The following is a 24,119-nucleotide window of genomic DNA, read 5'->3' as shown; positions in this document are numbered from 1 at the left end:
GTCCGGGGATGAAGCCCTAGCGTGGAGGTGAGCCGCTTCGGATGGCGGCGCGTGCACGGCTCTGACAACTCACCCCTCGGAGGACTCACATGAGCACCGTCACCCCCACCACCAGCACCACGTCCAATCGACTCGGCTCCGTCGCCGTCATCGGGACGATCGTCATCGTCATCGGCGTCATCATGGTTCTGGCCGGCGGATTCACCTGGTACCAGGTGCAGTCCCAGCTCGCCAGCGAGAAGATCACCGTCTCGGAGGATGCGGCGAGGTTCGCCGGTCAGCCCGTGAACTCGCCGTGGACCGCGTACTCGGAGGCCGAGACCATCGAGAAGCACGCCCTCGCGGCGAGCGGCGGCAAGACGTACGCCGAGCTGCCCAAGGACGACCCGAACCGTCAGGTCGTCATGACCGGCTCGTTCCTGCGCGCCTCGCTCTTCACGTCGGTCCTGGCCTTCGGCGTCGCGTTCATGGCGTTCGGCGTCGGCATCGTCCTCGTCCTCGTCGGCATCGCGTTCCGGCGGGTGGCGCGCGCGTGACCGACCAGCCGACGCTGGAGCAGCTGGCGGACCAGGAGGCGCGGCTCGTCTTCGACCGCTTCGACGACGACACGGCCTGGGCGCTGGGCGTCGCGCTGCGTGACGCCGCGCGGGCCGCGCGCGCCCCGGTCGCGATCTCGATCCGTCGCAACGGGCAGCGCCTCTTCCACGCCGCGCTGCCCGGGGCGACGGCCGACAACGACGGCTGGCTCGAGCGCAAGAGCGCCGTCGTCGACCGCTACGGTCACTCGTCCCTCTACGTCGGCGAGGAGTTCCGTTCCGCCGGCAAGACGTTCGAGGACAGCTCACGCCTCGACCCGGGATCGTATGCCGCCCACGGTGGCGCCTTCCCCGTCATCGTCCGTGACGTCGGCTGCGTCGGCACCATCGCCGTCTCGGGCCTGCCTCAGCGGGAGGACCACCGGCTCGTCGTCGAGACCCTCGAGGCCTTCCTCGACCATCCCTGAGCCGTAACGGTTTGACCTCAAGTGGGGTTGACGTCGGAGGGTGGGTCAAGTGGGTACGTGACCCACACCCCGTGCTCACGGACACCCTGTCGACGCCGATCCGGTGCGGCATAGAGTGGTCGGAGCCGGACGGTCTCCAGAAAGGAACGACAAGTGGCTTACACGCTTCCCGAGCTCGACTACGACTACGCCGCCCTCGAGCCCCACATCAGCGCTCGCATCATGGAGCTGCACCACAGCAAGCACCACAAGGCCTACGTCGACGGCGCCAACGCTGCCGTCGCCAAGCTGGAGGAGCTGCGCGAGTCGGGTGACTACGCCTCCGTCAACGGTGTGGAGAAGAACCTCGCCTTCCACCTCGGTGGTCACACCAACCATTCCGTGTTCTGGAAGAACATGAGCCCCGACGGCGGTGGCCAGCCCGAGGGTGAGGTCGCCGCGGCGATCACCGAGTACTTCGGCGGCTTCGAGAAGTTCCAGGCGCACTTCAACGCCAACGCCAACGCGATCCAGGGCTCCGGCTGGTCGATCCTCGCGTGGGACACCATCGCCGAGCGGCCGCACATCATGCAGCTGTTCGACCAGCAGGGCAACATCCCTGTGGGCCAGATCCCGCTGCTCCAGCTCGACATGTGGGAGCACGCCTTCTACCTGCAGTACGAGAACGTCAAGGCCGACTACGTCAAGGCCTGGTGGAACCTCGTGAACTGGGAGGACGTCGCCGCACGCCTCGAGCGCGCCAAGGCCACCAAGGGACTCATCATCCCCGGCTGAGCGACATCGACACGACGAGGGCGGGCACCGCGAGGTGCCCGCCCTCTCGCGTACCCGGTCGCCGCCGTCGGTCAGGCCGGTGGGGTCGGGCGGGCGAGTCGGTCGACGACACCGAGGAGCAGCACCTCGCGCACGGCCGGCGGCAGCTCGTCGAGCAGGGCGTTGACCGGGGCCATCCGCTCGGGCAGCACGAGCCCCCCGTCGCCCCCGGCCAGCCCGGCCGCGGCGAGCAGTCCAGTGAACGTCGCCTCGTCGAGGGTGGTCGGGTCGAGGGCCGAGGCCATCGCGACGAGCTCGGCCGGGGCCGTGGCCGGCCCGGAGACGCGGGCCGCCGCCGTCGCGTCGGCGAGGTCGGTGGCGATGAGGTCGGACGACGCAGCCGTCGCCGCGCTGAACGTGAGGTGCAGGGTGGCCTGGAGGTCGCGGAAGCGCATCTGCGGCTGGACGAACCACCCGCGGTCCAGCATCTCGTCGCTGATCGTGAAGACGTCGCACGAGCCGTCGGCGACGAGGGAGAGCAGCGTCGAGTCCGGGGGAGCCGCCACCGACAGACCGGGTATGCCGTCCACCGCGGCCGCCAGGTCGAGAGTGGCCGTGCGCGCGTCCCGGGCGAGCGACGTGTAGCGCTCGGCGCCGATGTGGTGCACGACGGCCCAGGCGGCGGCCACCGGACCGCCGGACTTCGTCGACTGCGCCGTCGTGTTGAGCATCGTGTAGCCCGGCCAGCGGGCCGACGCGAAGAGGTGCGTCCGGCGCAGGTCGGCCGAGGCGTGGAGCAGCACCGACACGCCCTTGGGGGTGTAGGCGTACTTGTGCAGGTCGAGCGACAGGCTCGTCACGCCCGGGGCGGCGAACGTCCACGGAGGCTGCCCGGGCTCGGAGTCGCGCAGGTGGGGCAGCACCCAGCCGCCGATGCACGCGTCGACGTGGCAGCGCACCCCGGCGGCCGCGGCGGCTGCGGCGATCGGCGCGACGGGGTCGATGACGCCGTGCGCGTAGGACGGGGCCGAGGCGACGACGAGGACGGTCCGGTCGTCGATGGCGGCGGCCATGGCCTCGGGGTCGGCGCGCTTCGTCACGGGATCGACGTCGATGAGGACCGGCTCGACCCGCAGCCAGTGCGCGGCCTTGTGGAAGGCCGCGTGTGCCGTCGTCGGGAGGATCATCCTGGGAGCCACGATCTCGGGCCGCGCGTCACGGGCGGCCAGGACGGCGAGCAGGATCGACTCGGTGCCGCCCGACGTGACGGCACCCGCGAATCCCGCTGGGGCATCGACGAGCCGACCCGCGATGCCGACGAGGTCGTTCTCCATCTGGAGCAGGGACGGGAAGGCCGTGGGGTCGAGCCCGTTCGTCGACGCGAATGCCGCGAGGGCCTCCCGACCGATGGCGTCGGCCGAGGCCAGGCCGGAGTCGTAGACGTAGGCGAGGGTGCGCCCGCCATGGGTCGGCAGGTCCCGGGCGCGCATCGCCGTCAGCGCCTCACGGATCTCGTCGTGGTCCATCGTCATGGTGCGTCCTTTCGGGTCGACGGGAAGGCGCGCAGAGAGAAGAACGAGAGCGCGACGAGGGCGGCGGGCACGAGCGAGAAGCCGAGCGCGATCGCTGTCAGGGCCGAGTCCGACTGTGGCACGGTCGATCCCGTCGAGGAGACGTAGCCGCCGAGAGCCAGCACGGCGGCATACGTGGCCGGCCCGAGCGAGAGGCCCAGCGTCTCTCCCGCGGTCCACACGCCGGTGTAGAGCCCGACGCGCGTGCGCGCCTCGTCCGTGCGGCTCGCGACGTCGGCGAGCATGGCGAGCGGGAACATCTGCGCCCCCGCGTAGCCGACGCCGACGACGGCGACGCAGGCGTAGACGACACCGTCGGGCAGGGAACGCACGAGCACCAGGGCGAGCGCGCCACCGCCGAGGAGGAGTGACGCGACGAGGTAGCCGACCTTCTTGTCGCGAGCCGTGCCGAAGCGCTGCCACAGGGGCGTGACGACGAGGGCCGGGGCGACGAAGCAGACGAAGAGCAACGTCGCCGACAGCGGGGTCCCGATGACCCAGCGGGACACGTAGTCGACCCCCGCGAGCATCGCGCCGGTCGCGAGAGCCTGGAGCACGAAGGTGGTCAGCAGCAGCCGGAACGGCCGGTCGGAGCGGATGATCCGCAGCTGGTCACCGAAGGTGGCGCTCGTCGCGACGCCGGTCCGGACCGGCGCCGACCGGGTGCCCCGCCACGCACCGTAGGCCCCGAGGGCGATGAGGGCGGCGACGAAGAACCCGACGACGCGGTAGCCCCAGACGGGCCCGAACGCGTCACGGATGGCCGGCGACGCCCCACCGCTGACGAGGATCGCGAGGGCGAGGATCGCAACCCGCCACGTCATGAGCCGGGTGCGCTCGTCGTAGTCGTCGGTGATCTCGGCCGGCATCGCGACGTAGGGCACCTGGAAGAAGCTGTAGGCCGTCGCGCACGCGAGGTAGGCGACGGCCACCCAGCCGGCGGCGAGCCACTGCGGCGCGGTCGGCCCGAGGAAGAGGAGCGCGAAGGCTGCCGCGAGGAGCAGTCCGGCGCGGATGAGGAAGGGTCGCCTCCTCCCGTCCGGGTGCGTCGACCGGTCGCTGATGCGGCCCGCGATCGGGTTGAGCACGACGTCCCACGCCTTGGGCGCGAAGACGATGACGCCGGCAGCCGCGGCCGGCACGCCGAGCCGGTCGGTGAGGTAGGGCAGCAGGAGCAGGCCGGGCACCGTGCCGAACGACCCCGTGGCGACCGACCCGAGGCCGTAGCCCCGGCGCACGGCAGCGGGAAGGGTCGTGCCGGGGGCGGGCGGCGTCGCCGAGGTCATGGACGCACCCTAGTGAGCGCGGGGGGTCAGCGGTCGCGGTCGGCCGGACCGGACGCGGTCACCGTGAACGACACCGGGGCCGTGAAGCCCTCCGCCTCGAAGGTGGCCGCGATGGCCTCGGCCACCGCCTCGGCGTCGACGGCCCGGACGATCGCGATGCACGAGCCGCCGAAGCCACCTCCGGTCATCCGCGCGCCCAGGGCGCCGTGCGAGCGAGCCGTCGCCGTCGCGACGTCGAGCTCCTCGCAGGAGACCTCGTAGTCGTCGCGCAGCGAGGCGTGCGAGGCGTCGAAGAGCCGGCCGACCTCGTCGGGGTCACCCGCCTCGAGCGCCGTCACCGCGAGCGTCACGCGATCGATCTCGGTGACGACGTGGCGCACCCGGCGCCGCACCTCGTCGGAGCCGAGCTGACCGAGCGCGGCGTCGAGCCCGGCGGGATCGATCTCGCGGAGCGTCTCGACGCCGAGGTCGCGGGCGGCCGCCTCGCACGCGTCACGTCGGGCGGCGTACTGGCCGTCCACGAGGGCGTGCTCGGCTCTCGTGTCGGTGACGAGCAGGACGTAGCCGGCGGCGTCGAGGTCGAAGGGCACCTGCCGCGTCTCGCCGGACCGGCAGTCGAGCAGCAGGGCTGCGGCGTCGTCGCAGAGCAGCGAGGCCGACTGGTCCATGCCGCCCGTCGGGGCCCCGGCGATGACGTTCTCGGCCTCGACGCAGCGCGCGGCCAGCCGGGCCCGCCCCTCGGGCGAGGCGAGCAGGTCGAGGTCGAAGAGGTCGCTCGCGGCCGCGGCGACGGCGCACTCGAGGGCGGCCGAGCTCGACAGTCCGGCGCCGAGCGGCACGGTGGAGTCGACGAGCACGTCCAGGCCGTCGACGGCCAGGCCGTCACGGCGCAGGGCCCAGAGGACTCCCGCGACGTAGGAGGCCCAGCCGCCCGGCCGCTCCGGCGAGATGTCGTCGAGGGCCACCTCGACGACGCCGTCCTGCTGGACGGACGCCATCCGGAGGACACCGTCGTCGCGACGGGACGCGGCGGCATACGTCCGCTGCGGCAGCGCGATCGGCAGGCACAGGCCACCGTTGTAGTCGGTGTGCTCGCCGATGAGGTTGACCCGGCCCGGCGCCGACCACACGCCCGCCGGGGCGCTGCCGAACGTGCGCGCGAAGGCGTCCGAGACCGACTCGACGACCTCGTCGGGGGTGCGGTCGCTCACCGGGCGACCTCGCGCAGACGGGCAGCCGCCTTCTCGGGGGCGACGTCGTTGACCCAGCCGCCGACCCCGGACTCGGATCCGGCGAGGTACTTCAGGCGCCCCGGGCCGCGCAGGACCGACATGACCTGCAGGTGCAGCCGCGAGACGTCACGCCCGGTCTTCGCCGGGGCCTGCTGCCACGCCGCGATGTAGGGCAGCTTGACGGGTGACCCGTCCGCGTCGACGTAGTAGCGGTCGAGGCGCCCGAGCAGGTCGCGGTAGACGACGGCCAGCTCGTCGCGCTCGTCGTCGTCGAGGGCGGCGAGGTCGGGCACGTCGCGGTGCGGGGCGAGGTGCACCTCGACCGGCCAGCGTGCCGCGAAGGGGACGTATGCCGTCCAGTGCGTCCCCGACACGACGACCCGCGAGCCGTCGGCCCGCTCGGCAGCGAGGATGTCGGCGCCGAGGAGCCGACCGGTGCGCTCGTGGTGGCGTCGCGCGGCCTCGAGCAGGGCCTTGGTGCGGTCGGGCAGGTACGGGTAGGCGTAGATCTGGCCGTGCGGGTGCGGGAGCGTCACACCGATCTCGCGGCCGCGGTTCTCGAAGGCGAAGACGTGCTCGACCTCGGGCAGGGCGCCGAGGGCCTCGGTGCGCTGGGCCCACGTGTCGATGACGGTGCGCACCCGCTCGACGGGGAGGTCCGTGAACGACGACTCGTGGTCGCTCGTGAAGCACACGACCTCGCAGCGCCCGACGGCCGGGCGGGTGCCGAAGATCCCCCTCGGGTCGGGGACGTCGGCGCCGACGGAGGTGACGGCATACGACGGGAAGCGGTTCTCGAAGACGACGACCTGGTAGTCGCGCTCGGGGATCTCAGACGGCACCGACCCGTGGCCGGCGGGGCACAACGGGCACTCGTCCTTGGGCGGCATGAACGTGCGGTGCTGGCGGTGCGCGGCGACGGCGACCCAGTCGTCGACGAGCGCGTCATGGCGCAGCTCGCCCGACTGCACGCGCGGCTCGACGGGCCGCGGGTCCTCGGCCGTGCGCTCGGCCGTGCCCGGCTCGTCGACGTAGATGATCTCGCGCCCGTCGGCGAGGTGCCTCGTCGTGAAACGGGCTGCCGTCCGGCTCTCGGTGGGCATCAGGCCTCCACGATCTCGAGGGAGCCGACGCTCTCGCGGGCGGCCTCGCGGGCCCGCTCGGGGAAGGCGGCGTCGGTGACGAACAGGTCGACGTCGGCGAGGTCGGCGAAGGTGCTGAGGCCCACGGTGCCCCACTTGGAGGAGTCGGCGAGGAGGCAGACGTGGCGCGCCGAGGCGACGAGCGCGCGGTTCGTCTCGGACTCGACGAGGTTGGGCGTCGTGAGGCCCGTGCGACCGTCGACGCCGTGCGCGCCGAGGAAGAGCAGGTCGACGTGCAGCGAGCGCAGGGCCGACACGGCGACCGGGCCGACGAGGGCGTCGGACGGGGTGCGGACGCCGCCGGTCAGCACGACCGTCTGGCCGGGCGCCCCGGACTCGTGGAGCAGCTGGGCCACCGGGACCGAGTTGGTGACGACGGTCAGCTGCGGGATGTCCTTGACGGCGCGGGCCAGCTCGTAGGTCGTCGTCCCCGCGGAGATGCCGATGGCGCTGCCCGCCTCGACCCGCTGTGCGGCGGCCCGCGCGATGGCCTGCTTCTGGGCGAGCTGGAGCAGCGACTTGGCGGAGAAGCCGGGCTCCTCGCTGCTCCGGGTGCCGCCGAGGGCCAGGGCGCCGCCGTGCACGCGCTCGAGCAGCCCGTCGGTCGAGAGGCGCTCGATGTCGCGGCGGATCGTCATGTCGGAGACGCCGAGCCGCTCGACGAGGTCCGAGACCTTGACGGCCCCGGACTCCTCGACGAGCTCGAGGATGACGGAGCGCCGCTGGCTGGCGAGCATCGTCAGTCCTCCCTGAGCACGGCCACGCCACCGGGGGCGAGGCGGACGCTGCCGTCGACAGGGGCGTCCGCGACGAGGTCGTACCCAGTTGCGGCGATGGTCTGCTCGGCATCGGTGTGGTTGAGCAGGAAGAGCCACGAGCCGTCGCCGTCGCTGCGCCGACGCGTCGTCTCCACGCCGCGGGGCAGGCCCGCGACGGTCGGCTCGACGCCGGCGGCGGAGAGGACGTCGTCGAGGAGCGCCCCGAGGGTGGTGTCGTCGGGGAGCGTGCTGACGTACCAAGCGGATCCGGCGCTGTCGGTGCCCGCCCGACGCGTGACCGCGGGGCGTCCGGTGAGCGGCCCGGCGGCATACGTCGACAGCACCTCGGTGCCGGGCAGGGCGGTCACGTCCTCGCTCCACCACGTCCCGGTGCCATCGGCGAGCGCGACCGTGTCGTCGGGGCCGAGCGGGAAGAACTCCTCGACGCGGACGCCGAGCAGGTCGCGGAACGCACCAGGGTAGCCGCCGAGGCGCACGTGGTCGTTCTCGTCGCTGATGCCGGAGAAGTACGTGACAAGCACCTCGGCGCCCGCCTCGGCGGCCGCGGCGACGGCGGCCGCGTGCTCGTCGGTGACGAGGTAGAGCTGCGGCACGACGACGAGGGCGTATGCCGTGAGGTCTGCCGAGGGGTGCACGACGTCCGCCGTGACCCCGCGGTCGTGGAGGGCACGGTGGATCGCCTGCGCCGCGGTCAGGGCGTCGAGCTCGGAGCTCGGCATGCACGGACCCTCGGCGGCCCAGATCGCCTGGTAGTCATGGAGGATCGCGACCCGGGACTCGACGCGGCTGCCGACGAGCTCGCCGAGGCGGCCGGCGATCCGGCCGAGCTCCTCGACCTCGCGGAAGCGCGCGCTGTCCGCACCGGCGTGCGGCACGAGGGCGCTGTGGAACTTCTCCGAGCCGGCGCGGGACTGGCGCCACTGGAACCACCCGATCGTGTCGGCGCCGCGGGCCACGTGGGCCAGGGCGTCGCGGATCGTCTGGCCGAAGTCCTTGGCGTGGTTGGTCGGCTGCCAGTTGACCGCACTCGTCGAGTGCTCCATGAGCATCCACGGCGCGCCGCCCGCGAGGCCGCGGGTCAGGTCGCCGCTGTAGGCGAGCTCGGCGCGCGGGTGCGCGAGCGTGTCGACGATGTAGTGGTCGGTGCTGACGACGTCGACGGTGGGCGTCCACTGCGAGTAGTCGAGGTGGCGGAAGTGGTCGAGCGTCATGAAGTTCGTCGTCACGGGGACGCCGGGGGAGAGCTCGTCGAGGACGGCCCGCTCGGCGCGCATGTGGTCGAGGAGCGCGTCGGAGCTGAACCGCTTGTAGTCGAGCACGTGGGTCGGGTTGTTGAACGTCGTCGACCGGCGCGGCGGCAGGATCTGGTCCCAGTCCGTGTAGCGCTGGCTCCAGAAGGCGGTGCCCCACGCGTCGTTGAGCGTCTCGAGGGCGGTGTAGCGGCGCTGCAGCCAGGTGCGGAAGTGCCGCGCGCACTCGTCGCAGTAGCAGGGCAGGTTGTGGCACGCGTACTCGTTGGAGACGTGCCACATCGCGACGGCCGGGTGCTCGTGGTAGCGCGTCGCCAGCTGCCGGGTGAGCGCGACGGCGTACTCGCGGAAGACGGGCGACGTCGGGCACCACGTCTGGCGGCTGCCGGGCCAGAGCGTGTGGCCGTCGACGTCGACGGGGAGGATCTCCGGGTGGGCGGCCGAGAGCCACGGGGGCGGGGTGGCGGTGGCCGTGGCGAGGTCGACGGCGATGCCGCCGGCGTGGAGCTTGTCGAGGATCGTGTCGAGCCACTCGAACTCGTACTCGCCCTTGGCCGGCTCGAGCCAGCTCCACGAGAAGATGCCGAGGCTGACGAACGACACGTTGGCGCGCCGCATCAGCTCGATGTCCTCGTCCCAGACGGGGCGGGGCCACTGCTCGGGGTTGTAGTCGCCACCGAGTGCCAGGGTCTTCGTCGGCCATGAGCGCATGGGACACAGGGTGTCGCTTTGCTCGCCGCGATGTCAACATTTTCAAACACATCGGACGTGGCGAAGTGCGGATGTTCGTCAACGGTCTCGGCCCGTGGGACGCCGCCGGCGCTGTCGGGACGGGTCGCTGGACCGGCTCCCCATGCGGCGCGAATCGCGTTACAACGGTGTAAAGCCGGAGGTCAGCGCCCTGTGAAGGTCTCGGTTCGGTCGCAGACGGCTGTGGGTCTCGACGAATCCCTTGACAGCGCCACCGGGCGCCGACATCCTCTGTTTGTTGTTGAAGGTTTCTGGTGGCAGATGTTCGACTCTGTCGCTTCCTATCGACAACGAACCCGGCACAGCGTCAAAGGAGACCGCAATGACCCGCCCCTCGAGCGAGGCCGAGTACCTGGCCCGCATGGTTCCCCCCTCCGTCCGCGGCGTCGACCGTCGGACCCTGCTGCGCGGCGCCCTCGGCGTCGGCACCCTGCTCGGAGCGGGCGGCCTCGCCGCGTGCAGCTCCGGCAGCACGGGCAGCACCGGCGTCCCGACGGGGGCCGTCACCGGCACCGTCACCGTCGGCTCCAACCAGTCGGACGCCGTGCCGAAGGCCGCCGTCCAGTCCTACATGGACGCGTTCGCCAAGGCCAACCCCGGCACGACGGTCAAGATCAACACCGTCGACCACAACTCCTTCCAGGAGAACATCAACAACTACCTGCAGGGCTCGCCCGACGACGTCTTCACGTGGTTCGCCGGCTACCGCATGCAGTTCTTCGCTGAGAAGGGCCTCGTCGGCGACGTCTCCGACGTGTGGAAGAACATCACCGGCATGTCCGACGCCCTCAAGAAGGCCTCGACCGCCGCCGACGGCAAGCAGTACTTCGTGCCGATCACGAACTACCCGTGGGCGGTCTTCTACCGCAAGAGCGTCTTCCAGGAGAAGGGCTACGAGGTCCCCAAGACCCTTGACGACCTCAACGCCCTCGGCGCCCAGATGAAGAAGGACGGCCTTTCGCCGATCGCCTTCGGCGACAAGGACGGCTGGCCCGCGATGGGCACGTTCGACCAGATCAACCTGCGCGTCAACGGCTACGACTTCCACGTCAGCCTGATGGCCGGCAAGGAGGCCTGGACCGACCCCAAGGTCAAGAAGGTCTTCGACACCTGGGCCGGCATCCTCCCCCTGCACCAGGCCGACTCGCTCGGTCGCACGTGGCAGGAGGCGGCACAGTCGCTGCAGCAGAAGAAGTCCGGCATGTACGTCCTCGGCTCGTTCCTCGCCCAGCAGTTCACCAAGGGTGCCGAGCAGGACGACCTCGACTTCTTCACCTTCCCGGAGATCGACTCGACGATCGGCACCGACGCCATCGAGGCACCCATCGACGGCTACATGATGAGCGCCAAGCCGAAGAACGAGGGCGGCGCCAAGAAGCTGCTCCAGTACATCTCCCAGCCCGAGGCGCAGCTGCTCGCGCTCAAGGCCGACCCGAGCGTCATCGCCACCAACCAGACGGCTGACACGAGCGGCTACACGGCCCTGCAGAAGAAGTCGCTGGAGTACGTCAAGTCGGCCAAGTCGATCGCGCAGTTCATGGACCGCGACACGCGCCCCGACTTCGCCTCGACGGTGATGATCCCGGCGATCCAGAGCTTCATCAAGAACCCCAAGGACATCGACGGTCTCCTCACGAGCATCGAGGCCCAGAAGAAGAGCATCTTCGGTTCCTGACGGGAGGCGAGCCGCCATGGCGAGCAAGCGCAAGTACAGAGGTATCGACCAGCTGTCGACACGCGACAAGGTCGTCGTGTCGCTGATGGTCATCGTGCCGACCCTCATCGTCCTGTGGCTCGTCTGGCTGCCGGCGATCGGCTCGGTCCTGCTCTCCTTCACCAACTGGGACGGGATCGGGCCGCTCTCCGGCATCAAGTCGGTGGGGCTGCAGAACTACCGGGACATCGCGACGATCTACCCGCCGTTCTGGCCGGCCATCCAGCACAACCTGATCTGGCTCGCCGTGATGTTCCTCGTCGCGACGCCGCTCGGCATGCTCTTCGCCGTGCTCGTCGACCGTGGCGTGGCGGGCACGCGGTTCTACCAGACGAGCATCTACCTGCCGGTCGTGCTGTCGCTGGCCCTCATCGGCTTCATCTGGCAGCTCATCTACTCGCGCGACCAGGGACTGATCAACGCGATCACGGGTGGCACGACCGACTGGTACGGCGACCCGAACGTCAACCTGTGGGCCGCGCTCGTGGCCGCGAGCTGGCGCCACGCGGGCTACATCATGCTGCTCTACCTGGCCGGTCTCAAGGGCGTCGACCCGTCGCTGCGCGAGGCGGCCAAGATCGACGGTGCGAGCGAGTCGCAGACGTTCTTCAAGGTCGTCTTCCCGGTGATGCGGCCGATCAACATCATCGTCCTCGTCGTCACCTTCATCGAGTCGCTGCGCGCCTTCGACCTCGTGTGGGTCATCAACAAGGGCCGCAACGGCCTCGAGCTGATCTCGACGCTCGTGACCCAGAACGTCGTCGGCGAGGCGAGCCGCATCGGCTTCGGGTCAGCGCTCGCGACGATCATGCTGCTCATCTCGAGCGTGCTCGTCTTCATCTACCTGCGCATCGCCATGAAGGAGGACTGACATGTCCCTCGCCGCCGACCCGGTGGAGGAGCGCAGCCAGGCGCTCCTCAAGCCGCACGAGGGGGGCCCGCAGTCCGGCCGCCGCTGGCTGCTGCCGGTCATGCTCACCCTGATCTCGCTGATCTGGCTCTTCCCGCTGCTCCTCGCGCTCGTCAACTCGTTCCGCGACTACGCCTTCACGGCGAAGAACGGCTACGTCTCGTGGGGCGGGTTCACGTTCGACAACTACACGAACGCGTGGCAGCAGGCCGACTTCGGGCTGCACTTCGCGAACTCGGCGATCATCACGATCCCCGCCGTCATCCTCACGCTCTTCCTGTCGTGCTGCGTGGCCTTCGTCGTCGCGCGCTTCTCGTTCAAGTTCAACCTCGCGCTGCTCGGCTTCTTCCTCGCAGCGAACCTGCTGCCGCCCCAGGCGCTGCTCATCCCGGTCTACCGGATGTTCCGCGCCATCGAGGTGCCCCTGTGGATCAGCGACTCGGGCACCCTGCTCAACAGCTTCGTCGGCCTGATCCTCGTCAACATGGCCTTCCAGATCGGCTTCTGCGCCTTCGTGCTCAGCAACTACATGAAGGCGCTGCCGAAGGAGCTCTACGAGTCCGCCGTCATCGACGGTGCGAGCGTGACGCGGCAGTTCTTCCAGATCACGCTGCCGCTGTGCCGGCCGGCCCTCGCCGCGCTCGCGGTGCTCCAGACGACGTGGATCTACAACGAGTTCTTCTGGGCCACCGTGCTGCTCCAGCAGGGCGACAAGTTCCCGGTGACGAGCTCGCTCAACAACCTGCGGGGCCAGTTCTTCACGGACAACAACCTCGTGGCCGCCGGGTCGATGATCGTCGCGATCCCGACCCTCGTGATCTTCTTCGTGCTCCAACGACACTTCGTGGCCGGCCTGACGCTCGGCGCGACCAAGGGATGACGTGACCGACCTGACCGACCAGTCCACCCAGTCCACCGTCCACCTGGAGTCCGCCGGGACCGCGCTCGTGCTCGAGCCGCGCCCCGGCGGCTCGGGGTTGCCCGAGGTCATCCACTGGGGGCCCGCGCTCGAGGGCGGGGCGAGCACGTATGCCGCCCTTCCCGCGCTGACGCTCGCTCCTGTCGGCCACAGCGCGCTCGACGTGCCGTGGCCCCTCACCGTGCTGCCCGGCGAGGCCGACGGTTGGTCGGGCACGCCCGGCTGGGCCGGCCACCGCGCCGGCTCCGCGGGTGCCGTGCGCTGGCACGACGTGACCTGCGAGCCCGACGGCACGACTCTCGTGACCCGCGCGAGCTCGCCGGACGGCATACGCCTCGAGCTGCGGCACGCGCTCGACGAGCACGGCGTGCTCCGCGTCGACGCGTCGGTGACCAACACGGGCGAGGACACCGCTCCGCTCGACGTCTCGGCGCTGCGCGCGATCCTGCCGCTGCCGCTGCGCGCCGACGAGGTGCTCGACCTCACCGGCCGCTGGTGTCGCGAGCGCTCGCCGCAGCGCAGCCGCCTCGACCACGGCACCCACCTGCGCGCCAGCCGCCGCGGCCGCACCGGCCACGACGCGACGCTGCTCATGATGGCCGGCACGGCCGGGTTCGACTGGCGCTCGGGCGAGGTCTGGGCCGTGCACACCGCGTGGAGCGGCAACCACGAGCACCTCGTCGAGGCGCTGCCCGAGGGTGCCGGCCGCCACCACGCCGTCATCGGCGGGGCCGAGCTGCTCGCTCCCGGCGAGGTGCGCCTCGCACCCGGGGAGTCGTATGCCGCCCCGACGGTCGTCTTCGTGCACTCGACCGAGGGGCTCGACGGCCTCTCGCGCCGCCTCCACCGCAGCCTTCGTGCCCGCGCCGGCCACCCGTCGCGGCCGCGTCCCGTCGTGCTCAACACGTGGGAGGCCGTCTACTTCGAGACCGACCTCGAGCACCTCCGAGCCCTGGCCGACACGGCCTCCCGGATCGGCGTCGAACGCTTCGTCCTCGACGACGGCTGGTTCGGCGGGCGTCGCCACGACCGCGCCGGTCTCGGCGACTGGGTCGTCTCCAGCGACGTGTGGCCCGAGGGGATGGGCGCGCTCGTCGACCACGTCAAGGGCCTCGGCCTCGAGTTCGGGCTGTGGTTCGAGCCCGAGATGGTCAACGAGGACAGCGACCTCGTGCGGGAGCACCCCGAGTGGGTGCTGCGCCCGGCCGCCGGCTCACCGCGCGAGTGGCGTTGGCAGCAGCTGCTCGACCTGACGCACGACGCCGCGCGCGAGCAGCTGCTCGAGCGGATCAGCGGGCTCGTCACCGACATCGGCATCGACTACATCAAATGGGACCACAACCGCGACCTGCTCGAGGCGGTGCACACCGTCGACGGCTCGTCCGGGCGCCTCGTCGACGTCCCGGCCGTCCACGCGCACACGCTGGCCTTCTACCGCCTGCTCGACGACCTCCGGGCGCGTCACCCGCAGCTCGAGATCGAGTCCTGCAGCAGTGGTGGGGCGCGCGTCGACCTGGCCGTGCTCGACCGCACCGACCGCATCTGGACGAGCGACTGCAACGACGCGCTCGAGCGGGCGAACATCCAGCGCTGGACGAGCCTGCTCGTGCCGGCCGAGCTCATGGGCACGCACGTCGGCCCGGCCACGGCCCACACGACGCACCGCACGGTCGAGTTCGGCTTCCGCACGCTCATGGCGCTCCAGGGTCACGCCGGTCTCGAGTGGGACATCACGGAGTGCTCCGACGAGGAGCTCGAGGCGCTGACGGGGTGGACCGCGCTCGCGCGCGAGCTGCGGCCGTTGCTCCACACCGGCGACCTCGTGCGCTCCGACAGCCCCGACGGCACGGTCATCGTCACGGGCACCGTCGACGGCGACCGCAGCCGGGCGGCCTACACCGTGGCCCGTCTCGTGACCGGCCGCGACGCCGCGACCGGCGCGCTGCCCCTTCCGGGCCTCGACCCGAGCAGGTCGTATGCCGTCCGGGTGCGTCCCGAGGCCGGCCTGCCCGCCGTCGTGCAGAACACCCCGCCGGGCTGGTGGGAGCCGGCCCTCGGCGAGGACGGCGTCGTCGTCCCGGGGTCGGTCCTGACGACCGTCGGCCTGCCGGTCCCGATCATGGGCCCGGCCCAGGGCTACCTCCTCGACCTCCGCGCCCTCTGACCCGCGGTCAGGGCGTCGCGCAGTCGCCGCAGGTGCCGAGCAGGGCCGCGTGACCGGTGTCGAGGGTGAAGTCGAGGTCGGCTCGCAGCCGCGCGGCCACCTCGTCGAACACGTCCGGTGCCACGTCGAGCACACGCCCGCAGACGTGGCACTGGACATGGGCGTGTCCGTGGTCGTGGGCGGCGTGCTCGTGCTGCTCGGTGGGCGACGGCTCGGTGAGGTGGTAGACCGTCGCCGTCCCGCCGAGGTGCACGTGCGAGAGGACGCCGGTCTCGACGAGCGAGGTCAGCGTGCGGTAGACGGTGGCCCGGTGCACGCTCGGCTCGACGTCGGCCACGCGGGTGCCGATCTGCTCGGCGGTGAGGTGCTCGTCGGCGAGGTCGGCGGCGTCGACGACGTGCAGGACGGAATACCTCGCCGGGGTGACGCGCTCACCGGCAGACCGCAGCCGCGCGACGGCGGCGGCCACCCGGGGGCTCGGGGCGGGGCTCTCGGCAGAGGGGGGCACGCTCCCATTATCGGCAGTGGCAGACTCTCCCCGTGCGCGCACTCACCAAGCTGACCGCAGGCCCCGGCCTCTCGCTCGTCGACCGTCCCGAGCCCGAGTGCGGGCCCGCCGACGTCAAGATCCGCGTCCTGCGGGCGGGCCTCTGCGGCACCGACCTGCACCTCGCCGGCTGGGACGACTGGGCCGCCTCGACGGTCACGCCGCCTCTCGTCATCGGCCACGAGTTCTACGGCGAGGTCGTCGAGATCGGCGAGGACGTCACGGGCATCTCCGTCGGTGACCGTGCCTCCGGCGAGGGCCACATCGTGTGCGGCCGCTGCCGCAACTGCCGCGCCGGCCGCCGCCACCTCTGCATCCGCACCGAGGGCATCGGCGTCAACCGCGACGGCGCCTTCGCCGACTACGTCGTCACCCCGGCGAGCAACGCGTGGATCCAGCCCGCAGACCTCGACCCCGACCTCGGCGCCGTCTTCGACCCGCTCGGCAACGCGACCCACACGGCCCTGCAGTGGCCGATGGTCGGCGAGGACGTCGTCATCACCGGCGCCGGCCCGATCGGCGTCATGGCCGCCGCGATCGCACGGCACGCGGGTGCCCGCTACGTCGTCGTCACCGACGCGAGCGACTACCGCCTCGCGCTCGCCGAGCACGCCGGTGCCGACCTGACGATCAACGTGACGCGCGAGAGCCTCGCCGACGCTCAGGCCCACCTCGGCATGAAGGAGGGCTTCGACATCGGGCTCGAGATGTCCGGTGCTGCGCCGGCCGTCACCGACATGATCGCCAACATGAACCACGGCGGGCGCATCGCGCTCCTCGGCCTGCCGCACCAGTCCTACGAGCTCGACTGGGGCAAGGTCATCACCCACATGATCACGCTCAAGGGCATCTACGGCCGCGAGATGTACGACACGTGGTACGCCATGTCGCAGATGATCGCGACGTCCGAGCGCTTCCGGTCCGCGGTCGCCCAGGTCATCACCCACCGCTTCCCGGCCGAGCAGTGGGAGGAGGCCTTCGAGACCGCCCGGTCCGGCCAGTGCGGCAAGGTCGTCCTCGACTGGAGCTGACGTGGCCCCTCGCCCGCTCGTCCTGCTGCACGGTCTCGGCCAGTCGCCGATCGCGTGGCAGGACTTCGTGTCGGCCTACGGCGCCGGCCGCCCGATGACGGCCCCCTGGATGAAGGGGCTCAAGCCCAAGGACCCCGTCGGCTTCGACCTCGGAGACGCGGCGTCGGGCGTCGCGGACGAGCTCGAGCTCCAGGGCGTCAAGCAGGCCGACTTCGTCGGGGTCTCGGTGGGTGCGAGCGTCGCGCTGCGCCTCGCCGTCGAGCGGCCCGAGCTCGTCGGGCGTCTCGTCCTCGGCGGTGCGCTCGTGCGCCCGGGCCGGGGGGCCCTGCGGATGCAGCGCCTCGCGATGCGTCTCGTGCCGGAGAGCAGGCTCGTCGACGGGGGGGTCTCGCGCCCGCGGATGCTCGCGGTCCTGGACGCGCTCAAGGGCTTCGACGGCACGGAGTCGCTGCGTGCCGTCGCGGCGCCGGTGCTCCTCGTCGCCGGGTCGAGGGACAAGGCCGGGATCGTCGCGGCGCAGGAGCTCTCGCAGCACCTGCCGACCGCACGTCTGCAGGTCGTCGACGGGGCCGGAGCGCTCGTCAACACCGAGTCGGCGCGCGAGCTCGCTGACCTCACGCACGCCTTCCTCGACGAGCCGGACCCGTGACCGCGCGCTCCGTCGCCGGCGTCAACGCCAATGACGTCATCGCCTTCGGCGTCGAGGTGCTGGCCGTCGTCCTGCTCGCGGTCTGGGGAGCCGGGCTCGGGACCACCACCGCCGCCCACGTGCTCGGCGGCGTCCTCGTCCCCGCGGCCGCCGTCACCCTCTGGGGACTCTTCGCGGCGCCCAGGGCGGTCGTGCAGGTGCCCGTGCTCGGCGTCCTGACGAAGGTGGTCGTGCTCGGAGGCGCTGCGGTCGCAGCCTTCGCGGTCCTGCCGCGCGCGTGGGCCGTCGTCGTCGCCGTGGTGATCGTCGTCAACACGGTGCTGACGTGGTTCGGTCCCTTCGCCCGCCGGGACGCGGCTCCTTCGTCGTCCTGAGCTGCGGGGTGGGCGGGCTCAGCAGAGGTTGATGCCGCCGGCGTCGAGCAGCTTGGCCACGACCTTCTCGTCCGTGACGGCGGGGACCATCCAGTTCTTGCCGGCCACGGACTTCACGCCGTTCGTGCACTCGAACGTGCTGACCCGCCGGTCGAGCTCGACGGCCTGGTCGTAGAAGGCCGCCTCGAGCGGCTTGCCCTGCGCTCCCGTGCACGTGATCTTGTGCTCGGCCAGCGACCCCTGGGTGTCGCCGCTCGACGGGCAGACGAGCTCGGCGACGGCGGCCCAGTCGGGATGCGCGGCGGCCTCGGGGGACGAGGCGGGCGAGCTGCCACTGCAGGCCGCGAGGGGGAGGGCGAGGGCGGCCGTGGCGCAGGCGAGGGTGAGGCGTCGGAGCACGAGAGCGTTCCCTGAGGGTGGGGGATGGAGGGGGATCGGCCCGGGGTGGCCGGGCGCAAACCCCGGTAATGCTAGACCTCGGGCAGGCGCAGGACCCACTCGAACGAGGTGCCCTGAGCGTGCGTGAGTGACAGAGTCAACACATGGCCCGCCTCATCTACACGACCATCGCCTCGCTCGACGGCTACGTGAACGACGACGCCGGCGGCTTCCGGTGGGCCGCACCCGACCGGGAGGTGCACTCGTTCGTCAACGACCTCGAGCGCGACGTCGGCACCTATCTCACCGGACGCCGCCTCCACGACGTGATGGTCTACTGGCAGACGGTGCCCACCGAGGACTCCGACGATCCGGACGACGCCGTCGAGCACGACTACGCCCGCATCTGGCAGGCGGCCGAGAAGGTCGTCTACTCGCGCACCCTCGAGGCCGTGTCGGGGCCGAGGACGCGGCTCGAGCGCGACTTCGACCCCGCCGCCGTCGCCACGCTCGTGGCCTCGGCCGACCGCGACGTCAGCATCGGCGGCCCCGCCCTCGCGGCCGAGGCCCTGCGCGCCGGCATCGTCGACGAGCTGCGCCTGCTGACGGTGCCCGTCGTCGTCGGTGGCGGCACGCGGACCCTGCCGGACGGCATACGCCTCGACCTCGAGCTGCTCGAGCACCGCCGCTTCGCCGGCGGCACGACCTACGCGAGGTATGCCGTCACGCGGTGACCGTGCCGTCCGTGTCGTCCGTGCCGGGCGGAGGAGCGTCGAGGGCCACGAGACCGTCGCGCAGGGTCTGGAGGAACTCGGCGCGGCGCTGCGCCTCCGTGCCGGCCATGACGATGAGGAAGTCCACCTGGTCGCGCACCTGGCGCAGCTGCTCCTCGCTGCCGAGATCGCTCGCCCGGCGGTAGAGGTCGAGGGCCTGCTGGGCCTCCGCGTCGGTGGCGCGGGGGCTCCACAGCGCGTCGAGGACGAGCAGGTCGCCGTAGACCGCGACCGTCCAGAAGGTCGGCGCGAGGTAGGCCTCCTCGCGGGCGGCACCGATCGACTCGTCGATGAGCCGGCGCGCCTCGGAGCGGTCGAGGCCGGTGCGTCCCTCGACCGGTCGCCAGCGCAGGGCCAGCTCGGCGGCGAGCCAGTTGGCGAGCGCGCCGTGGCGACGTCGGTCGGTCGCTCCCGAGGCGGTCCGGGCCGCGGCGTACCAGTCGGACATCTTCGTCAGCGCGTCGTGCGTGCGCGTCCAGTCGCCGCTGCGGGTCGAGCCGGGGCGCTCGGGACACGCGACGAGGGCGAGCCGCTTGTAGGCGCTCGCGACCCGCCACAGCCGATCGATGCCGACGCCGCCCGACGCCCCGGGGGCGTCGCCCGGGAGGAAGCCGACCCGTTCGGGTGCGTGCGACCCGAGCACGAGGGACGCGGGGTTGTCGAGGAGCGTGCGCAGGCGGTCGATGGCCGACTCGATCGTCGCGACCGCGTCGTCGACCGGGTCGTCGCTCGCCGCCGCCGCCCGGACGACCTGGTCGATCCAGACCTCGAAGTCGCGCACCGTCAGGGCCGTCCCGCCCCGCTCGAGGGTCTGCTCGAAGTACTGCGTCGCGTGCCCGAAGTCGCCGAACTTGTTGTACGTCCGGGCGATGAGCACCTGGAGCGCGTCGTCCTCGCGGTCCTCGGGCGAGAGGGCCTCGTAGAGCTCGCTCAGCCGGTCGAGCCCGAAGCGGGTGTTGCGGCTGACGTCGACCGACTGCCCGAGGTTCTCGATCTCGACCCTGGCCTGCTCGGCGCTCGCGGGTGCCCGCCGCACCGTCGTCGCGCGATGCACGACCGCGTCCGGTGCCAGGCGGTAGTCGGGGTCGCCGTAGCACTGGTAGGCGCCCCACGTGTTGACGGCCGGGTGGTCGTTCCACGTCTGCCAGCGGGCCGCGGCGATCGCCTCGCCGAACGTCAGCCCGGAGAGCAGCCGGTCGTAGAGCGTCGCCGCGAAGGTCGAGGCCGCGGCGTCGTCGACGGCCCAGCCGCACGCGACGACGGCCCGCACGCCGATGTCGATGAGCTCGGTCGCGAAGCTCGCGGCGAGCCGGTGGTAGTTGCCGGCGCGCTCGGTCGGCATGCCCGGAGCACCCGGGACTGCCGGGCCGACGGGAGTGCTCGGCCCCATCGACCCGAGGTGGCAGCAGTTGACGACGACGAGCTCGGGCACCTGCCGCATCTGGCCGACCTCACCTGCCGTGAGGTACATCCCGTTGCCGAGCACCATGCCGGTGACCGTGGCGTCCGTCCCGTCGCCGAGCGGCCACTCGAAGACACCGTGACCGGCGAGGTGGACGACGCGGTAGGACGTCGCGAAGAGGGCCTGGATGACCTTGGTGCCGCTCTCGGCGATGAGCGGCTCGGCCTCGAAACCGCTCTGTCGCAAGGCATCTGCGACCCCGCGGGCCTCTCTCTGGGCGGCGGGGAGGGCGCTCAGACCGCTCGCGGTGTCGCCGACGACCAGGGCTCGGCTGCTCGTGGCCGAGAGCACGTGGCTTCGCATCGAGGAGCCCTCGAGCTGGCGGACGAGCCCGCGCCGGACGCCGAGCGGCTCGCGGTCCTCCTCGGTGCCGTGGTCGTCGAGCAGCTCCCACGGGTAGTGCGCCGAGCCCCGGTCGACGAGCAGCACGAGGTTGTCGGTGTCGGGCGCCTGCGCCTTGAGGTCGTTGGGGAAGAGCAGCTCGAAGAGCGTCCGGGCCGCCGACGGGTCGGGTGACGGGGAGTCGACGAGCGACTCGACGAGCCGGTCGACGAGGGCCCGCTGCGTCGGGACGGTGCGCGTCGGCGTGCCCGCCCGTCGCATCGACGCCTCGAACGACAGACCCCCGTCGGGCTCGCTGCGCACCCGCACCTGCTGCCACCAGCCGGTCGGCTCCTGGAAGAGCAGCCGACGCTGGCGGCCCGGGCGCTCCTCGAGGCGCAGGTCGGCCGTGAAGGAGTCGGCGAGCTCGCCGCTCGTCAGCGACGACCCGAGGGCCTCGACCGCCTGGAGCGCGCGGTCCTGCCACAGCTCGATGATCTCGAGCTCGGCGATGTGCACCCCGAGGTCGGTGTCGGCGAGCCGGTCGTTGGCTCGCTGCACCCCGGTCAGCAGGGCCTGCACGCTGTCGCGGACCGGGAGTCCGCCCTGACCGGTGCCGATGAGCAGGCTGGAGAGCCTCAGCTGTCGCACCTCGGTGCTCGTCGCCGACGCCCCGGCCGTGAGGTGGCCGAGGGCCGACGTCAGCACCGCGTGGGCGGTCGCCCGCGCCAGCGACGCGGCGCTCAGGCCGCCGATGGGGCCGAGCCCGGCCACGACCGCCCCCGGCGGGCGGGTCCACTCGTCGGGGTCGGTGAACACCTGGCACGTCTCGATCGGCCCGGGGTAGATGCCGAGCAGGGCGGCCCGCGAGAGCCGGCCGTCGAGCAGCTCGTCGAGGGCGCCCTCGCCGCCGACCAGGGTGCTGCCCGGGTAGTGCCCGACGAGGACGTGGTGGCGGGCGAAGCGCAGGTCGCCGTGCGAGATGCGGACCCGGGTCAGCGGCCGCGACGGGTCGGCGTCGGGGTCGGCGTCGGGGGCCGGGGTGGGGACGGCATCGGCGGCCGGCTTCGGCTCGGGTGGCGGGGTGACCACGTGCTGGGGTGCCGGCTCCGTGGCCTCGGCGCTCGGCGGGTCGGGCAGCGGCTGCTCGGGAAGGACAGGCGCATGCGCGCCGGTCGGGACGGCATACGGCTCGTGGTCTGCGGGGGGCGTGGCGCCCACGAGGGTCGACACGGCTCAGCCCACCCCCGACAGGAAGGTCTGGTCGAGGCGCGGGGCGCGCCCCTCGAGCTGCGGCACCTGGTCGTAGTTGCCGCGCAGACCGGCGAGCGTGCGGGCGTGGAGGGCCCGGTAGGTCGACTGCGGGTCCTCGCGCATGGCCCGGACGAGGTAGTAGGTCAGGGCGCCGTTGTAGTCGCCGTCGATGTGCGCATCGGCGGAGGTCTGGTCGTCGCGGCACCCGCTGACGAGGGTCTCGGCGATGTCGACGACGTGCACGTTCTCGGCGCGGCGACGGCGGCGGACGCGTCGTGGCGTCCCCGTGAAGCCGCCGCCGCGGGCCTCGTCGTCGGGGTTGGGCAGGAAGCGCGACACGACCTCCGGCGCTGGGCCGCCGAGGAGCACCGGCTCGCGGGTGTTGCTGCCGGAGTGGCAGCAGTCCATGACGACGGTGAGCGACGCGCCCGGGTCGAGCCGGTCGAACGTCGTGCGGAGCCAGTCGTCGGTGAGCGGGTCGTTCCAGTCGAGGTCGTGCGGGCAGAGGATCTCGTCGCGGTGGTCGGTCGTCTCGTCCCCGCTGGTGTCGGGGACGTTCGAGCCGTGGCCCGAGTAATGGAGGTAGAGGACGTCACCGGGCCGGGCCGTGTCGACGAGGTCGGCGATGCCCTGCGTCATCGCGGCCTTGGTCGCGGCGCCGTCGAGGAGCATCGTGATGTCGGACTCGGCGAAGCCGTAGAGGTCCGTCAGCGCGCCGGCGACGGCATGGACGTCGTTGACGCAGCCCCGGAGGTTCGCCCCCGGGATCGCGTACTCGTTGACCCCGATGAGCAGCGCGCGCTTGGACATGGTGGACTCCTTCGACCCGGGCCGCGCAGTGGGCGCGACGGCCCCTGCGATCCAGTGTTCTCCTGAGGGGCTGCTGATACAGCCGGTTCAGGAGGAACGGTTGGGGCCGGTCGACGGGGTCTGCAGGCTCAGGCCGTGACCGTGATCTCGTGGATCTCGTCCGCCGGGTGACCGGTGCGCTCGTGGATGCGCCTCACGGCGTCGGCGCTCGGTCCCTCGGACAGGCAGAACACATGGCCGCTCGTGGGGTCGGCCCAGGCGTGCTTGAACACGACGCCCTCGTCGTCCTGGATGTCGAGGTCGGCCTGGTGGGCCTCCATCAGTGCTTCCGATGTCACACCCGGCATGTTGGTGTGAACGTCCATGAACTCTGGCATGTGATCGCCTCGCTAGGTCGTCGATCCCCCGATGAACGGTGGCTCCACGCTACGCCGCGTCGCGTGCGCCGGTAGGGACTTCGGCGTGAGACCTTCAGGCGCTCGCCGCCTCCTCCATGGCCCGCTCGATCGCACTCGGGAAACGGGTCTCGAAGTCGAGGATCGCGACCCACTCGGGCGTGACGAAGACGCGGCTCATGTGGGTGGTGATGGCCCGGAGGTTCGTGAGCCACGCGCGCCCCTGCTCCTCGCCGAGCATGCGGACCGTCGTCTCCTCGTACTCGGGGGCGATCCCCTCGACCGTGTCGGTGCGCACCCGCCCGCGGATCTGCAGCACCTTGTAGGGCATCTCGTCCGTGTCGATGGACACGGCCGCGCGGTCACCGTCCTTGAGAGCCCTCATCTTGGGCGCATCGGGCGGCGTCCCGAACACGAGCTCCTTCCCGTTCCAGTGGAAACCGATCGGCACCACCCGTGGTGACCCGTCGGTCCACGAGTACGCCAGCCGCGCGGGCAGCGGAGACCGCAACAGCCGCTGCGCCACCTCGTCCTCGAGCAGTGCGAGGCTTCCCTGTCGTGTCGTCATGACCTCACTCCTTCCTCCGGCCCGCGGACGCGGGCGTCCTTCCAGCGTCCTCCGCTGTCGCCCAGGACGTCAGCGGTTCCGCGA

23 protein-coding genes are annotated in these 24,119 nt (G+C 71.7%); 11 read left to right on the top strand and 12 right to left on the bottom strand.

The annotated features are described in order from the left end of the window. The first annotated feature begins 89 nt into the window (after positions 1-89). The 3 genes from AC1DW8_RS19015 to AC1DW8_RS19005 all read left to right on the top strand — a co-directional run bounded on the left by AC1DW8_RS19015 (position 90) and on the right by AC1DW8_RS19005 (position 1,777). Entirely contained in the window at positions 90-536 is a 447-nt protein-coding gene (locus AC1DW8_RS19015; protein ID WP_056775446.1) for a hypothetical protein, read from the top strand. Next, positions 533-1,003: a heme-degrading domain-containing protein gene (locus AC1DW8_RS19010; protein WP_478095508.1), complete on the top strand. Its 471-nt coding sequence runs from the start codon at positions 533-535 to the stop codon at positions 1,001-1,003. Before AC1DW8_RS19015 ends, AC1DW8_RS19010 begins: the two co-directional genes overlap by 4 nt. A gap of 153 nt (positions 1,004-1,156) precedes the next feature. Then, the gene (locus AC1DW8_RS19005) at positions 1,157-1,777 is read left to right on the top strand and encodes a superoxide dismutase (RefSeq protein ID WP_235508525.1); all 621 of its coding nucleotides are present in this window, start codon (positions 1,157-1,159) and stop codon (positions 1,775-1,777) included. Positions 1,778-1,848: 71 nt separating this feature from the next. On the opposite strand, the gene AC1DW8_RS19000 is transcribed toward AC1DW8_RS19005, so the two are convergent. The 6 genes from AC1DW8_RS19000 to AC1DW8_RS18975 are packed head-to-tail and all read right to left on the bottom strand — an operon-like array spanning position 1,849 to position 9,727. Further along, positions 1,849-3,288, bottom strand: coding sequence for a pyridoxal phosphate-dependent decarboxylase family protein (locus AC1DW8_RS19000; protein ID WP_478095507.1), 1,440 nt, complete (start codon positions 3,286-3,288; stop codon positions 1,849-1,851). Next, positions 3,285-4,613 carry an MFS transporter gene (locus tag AC1DW8_RS18995; protein ID WP_056775434.1) on the bottom strand — a complete coding sequence of 443 codons (1,329 nt, stop codon included), beginning with the start codon at positions 4,611-4,613 and terminating at the stop codon, positions 3,285-3,287. Before AC1DW8_RS18995 ends, AC1DW8_RS19000 begins: the two co-directional genes overlap by 4 nt. A gap of 26 nt (positions 4,614-4,639) precedes the next feature. Continuing rightward, a complete protein-coding gene (gene galK / locus AC1DW8_RS18990; RefSeq protein ID WP_478095506.1) occupies positions 4,640-5,824 on the bottom strand; it encodes a galactokinase in 1,185 nt (394 codons plus the stop codon). Continuing rightward, positions 5,821-6,948, bottom strand: a complete 1,128-nt coding sequence (galT, locus tag AC1DW8_RS18985; RefSeq protein ID WP_478095505.1) for a galactose-1-phosphate uridylyltransferase — start codon at positions 6,946-6,948, stop codon at positions 5,821-5,823. The genes galK and galT overlap by 4 nt, the downstream gene beginning before the upstream one ends. Continuing rightward, positions 6,948-7,724, bottom strand: coding sequence for a DeoR/GlpR family DNA-binding transcription regulator (locus AC1DW8_RS18980; protein ID WP_082619668.1), 777 nt, complete (start codon positions 7,722-7,724; stop codon positions 6,948-6,950). The genes galT and AC1DW8_RS18980 overlap by 1 nt, the downstream gene beginning before the upstream one ends. Positions 7,725-7,726: 2 nt before the next feature. After that, complete coding sequence (locus AC1DW8_RS18975) at positions 7,727-9,727, bottom strand: beta-galactosidase (protein ID WP_478095504.1); 2,001 nt, start codon at positions 9,725-9,727, stop codon at positions 7,727-7,729. A 361-nt stretch (positions 9,728-10,088) separates the two neighbouring features. On the opposite strand from AC1DW8_RS18975, the gene AC1DW8_RS18970 reads away from it, so the two are divergent. The 4 genes from AC1DW8_RS18970 to AC1DW8_RS18955 are packed head-to-tail and all read left to right on the top strand — an operon-like array spanning position 10,089 to position 15,473. Next, the gene (locus AC1DW8_RS18970; protein ID WP_056775421.1) at positions 10,089-11,441 is read left to right on the top strand and encodes an ABC transporter substrate-binding protein; all 1,353 of its coding nucleotides are present in this window, start codon (positions 10,089-10,091) and stop codon (positions 11,439-11,441) included. Positions 11,442-11,457: 16 nt separating this feature from the next. Continuing rightward, positions 11,458-12,351, top strand: coding sequence for a carbohydrate ABC transporter permease (locus tag AC1DW8_RS18965; RefSeq protein WP_056775419.1), 894 nt, complete (start codon positions 11,458-11,460; stop codon positions 12,349-12,351). 1 nt (position 12,352) lies between these two features. Beyond that, on the top strand, positions 12,353-13,270 hold the full coding sequence (locus tag AC1DW8_RS18960; protein WP_200958958.1) for a carbohydrate ABC transporter permease: 918 nt from the start codon (positions 12,353-12,355) through the stop codon (positions 13,268-13,270). Position 13,271: 1 nt separating this feature from the next. Then, positions 13,272-15,473, top strand: coding sequence for an alpha-galactosidase (locus tag AC1DW8_RS18955; protein WP_478095503.1), 2,202 nt, complete (start codon positions 13,272-13,274; stop codon positions 15,471-15,473). Between the two features lie 7 nt (positions 15,474-15,480). Here AC1DW8_RS18955 and AC1DW8_RS18950 read toward each other — a convergent pair whose 3' ends face one another. Then, positions 15,481-15,981, bottom strand: coding sequence for a Fur family transcriptional regulator (locus AC1DW8_RS18950; RefSeq protein ID WP_478095502.1), 501 nt, complete (start codon positions 15,979-15,981; stop codon positions 15,481-15,483). A gap of 32 nt (positions 15,982-16,013) precedes the next feature. Here AC1DW8_RS18950 and tdh point away from each other — a divergent pair, with 32 nt between their 5' ends. Genes tdh through AC1DW8_RS18935 form a run of 3 tightly spaced genes read left to right on the top strand, consistent with a single transcriptional unit; the run spans position 16,014 to position 18,074 of the window. After that, positions 16,014-17,051, top strand: a complete 1,038-nt coding sequence (gene tdh, locus AC1DW8_RS18945) for an L-threonine 3-dehydrogenase (protein WP_478095501.1) — start codon at positions 16,014-16,016, stop codon at positions 17,049-17,051. A gap of 1 nt (position 17,052) precedes the next feature. After that, entirely contained in the window at positions 17,053-17,700 is a 648-nt protein-coding gene (locus AC1DW8_RS18940) for an alpha/beta fold hydrolase (RefSeq protein WP_478095500.1), read from the top strand. After that, positions 17,697-18,074, top strand: coding sequence for a DUF2568 domain-containing protein (locus AC1DW8_RS18935; protein ID WP_478095499.1), 378 nt, complete (start codon positions 17,697-17,699; stop codon positions 18,072-18,074). Before AC1DW8_RS18940 ends, AC1DW8_RS18935 begins: the two co-directional genes overlap by 4 nt. 18 nt (positions 18,075-18,092) lie before the next feature. Here the strand turns inward: AC1DW8_RS18935 and AC1DW8_RS18930 are convergent, their stop codons facing one another. Continuing rightward, positions 18,093-18,473, bottom strand: a complete 381-nt coding sequence (locus AC1DW8_RS18930; RefSeq protein WP_478095498.1) for a hypothetical protein — start codon at positions 18,471-18,473, stop codon at positions 18,093-18,095. Positions 18,474-18,616: 143 nt separating this feature from the next. On the opposite strand from AC1DW8_RS18930, the gene AC1DW8_RS18925 reads away from it, so the two are divergent. Next, positions 18,617-19,186 (top strand): dihydrofolate reductase family protein, encoded by a 570-nt coding sequence (locus AC1DW8_RS18925; RefSeq protein WP_478095497.1) that lies wholly within the window; start codon positions 18,617-18,619, stop codon positions 19,184-19,186. Here AC1DW8_RS18925 and AC1DW8_RS18920 read toward each other — a convergent pair. The 4 genes from AC1DW8_RS18920 to AC1DW8_RS18905 form a co-directional block, all read right to left on the bottom strand. Further along, positions 19,176-22,241, bottom strand: a complete 3,066-nt coding sequence (locus AC1DW8_RS18920) for a CHAT domain-containing protein (RefSeq protein ID WP_478095496.1) — start codon at positions 22,239-22,241, stop codon at positions 19,176-19,178. The two genes, AC1DW8_RS18925 and AC1DW8_RS18920, sit on opposite strands and share 11 nt — an antisense overlap. A 3-nt stretch (positions 22,242-22,244) precedes the next feature. Then, positions 22,245-23,072, bottom strand: coding sequence for a caspase family protein (locus tag AC1DW8_RS18915; protein ID WP_478095495.1), 828 nt, complete (start codon positions 23,070-23,072; stop codon positions 22,245-22,247). A 128-nt stretch (positions 23,073-23,200) separates the two neighbouring features. Continuing rightward, positions 23,201-23,437, bottom strand: coding sequence for an SCO4226 family nickel-binding protein (locus tag AC1DW8_RS18910; protein ID WP_200958956.1), 237 nt, complete (start codon positions 23,435-23,437; stop codon positions 23,201-23,203). 106 nt (positions 23,438-23,543) lie between these two features. After that, positions 23,544-24,035: a pyridoxamine 5'-phosphate oxidase family protein gene (locus AC1DW8_RS18905; protein ID WP_056772368.1), complete on the bottom strand. Its 492-nt coding sequence runs from the start codon at positions 24,033-24,035 to the stop codon at positions 23,544-23,546. Between the last annotated feature and the right edge of the window lie 84 nt (positions 24,036-24,119).

The sequence above is a fragment of the Terrabacter sp. P2_E3 genome (genome assembly GCF_056403915.1).
Note: the sequence above shows the minus strand (reverse complement) of the source record. Positions and strands in the feature narration are given on the sequence as shown.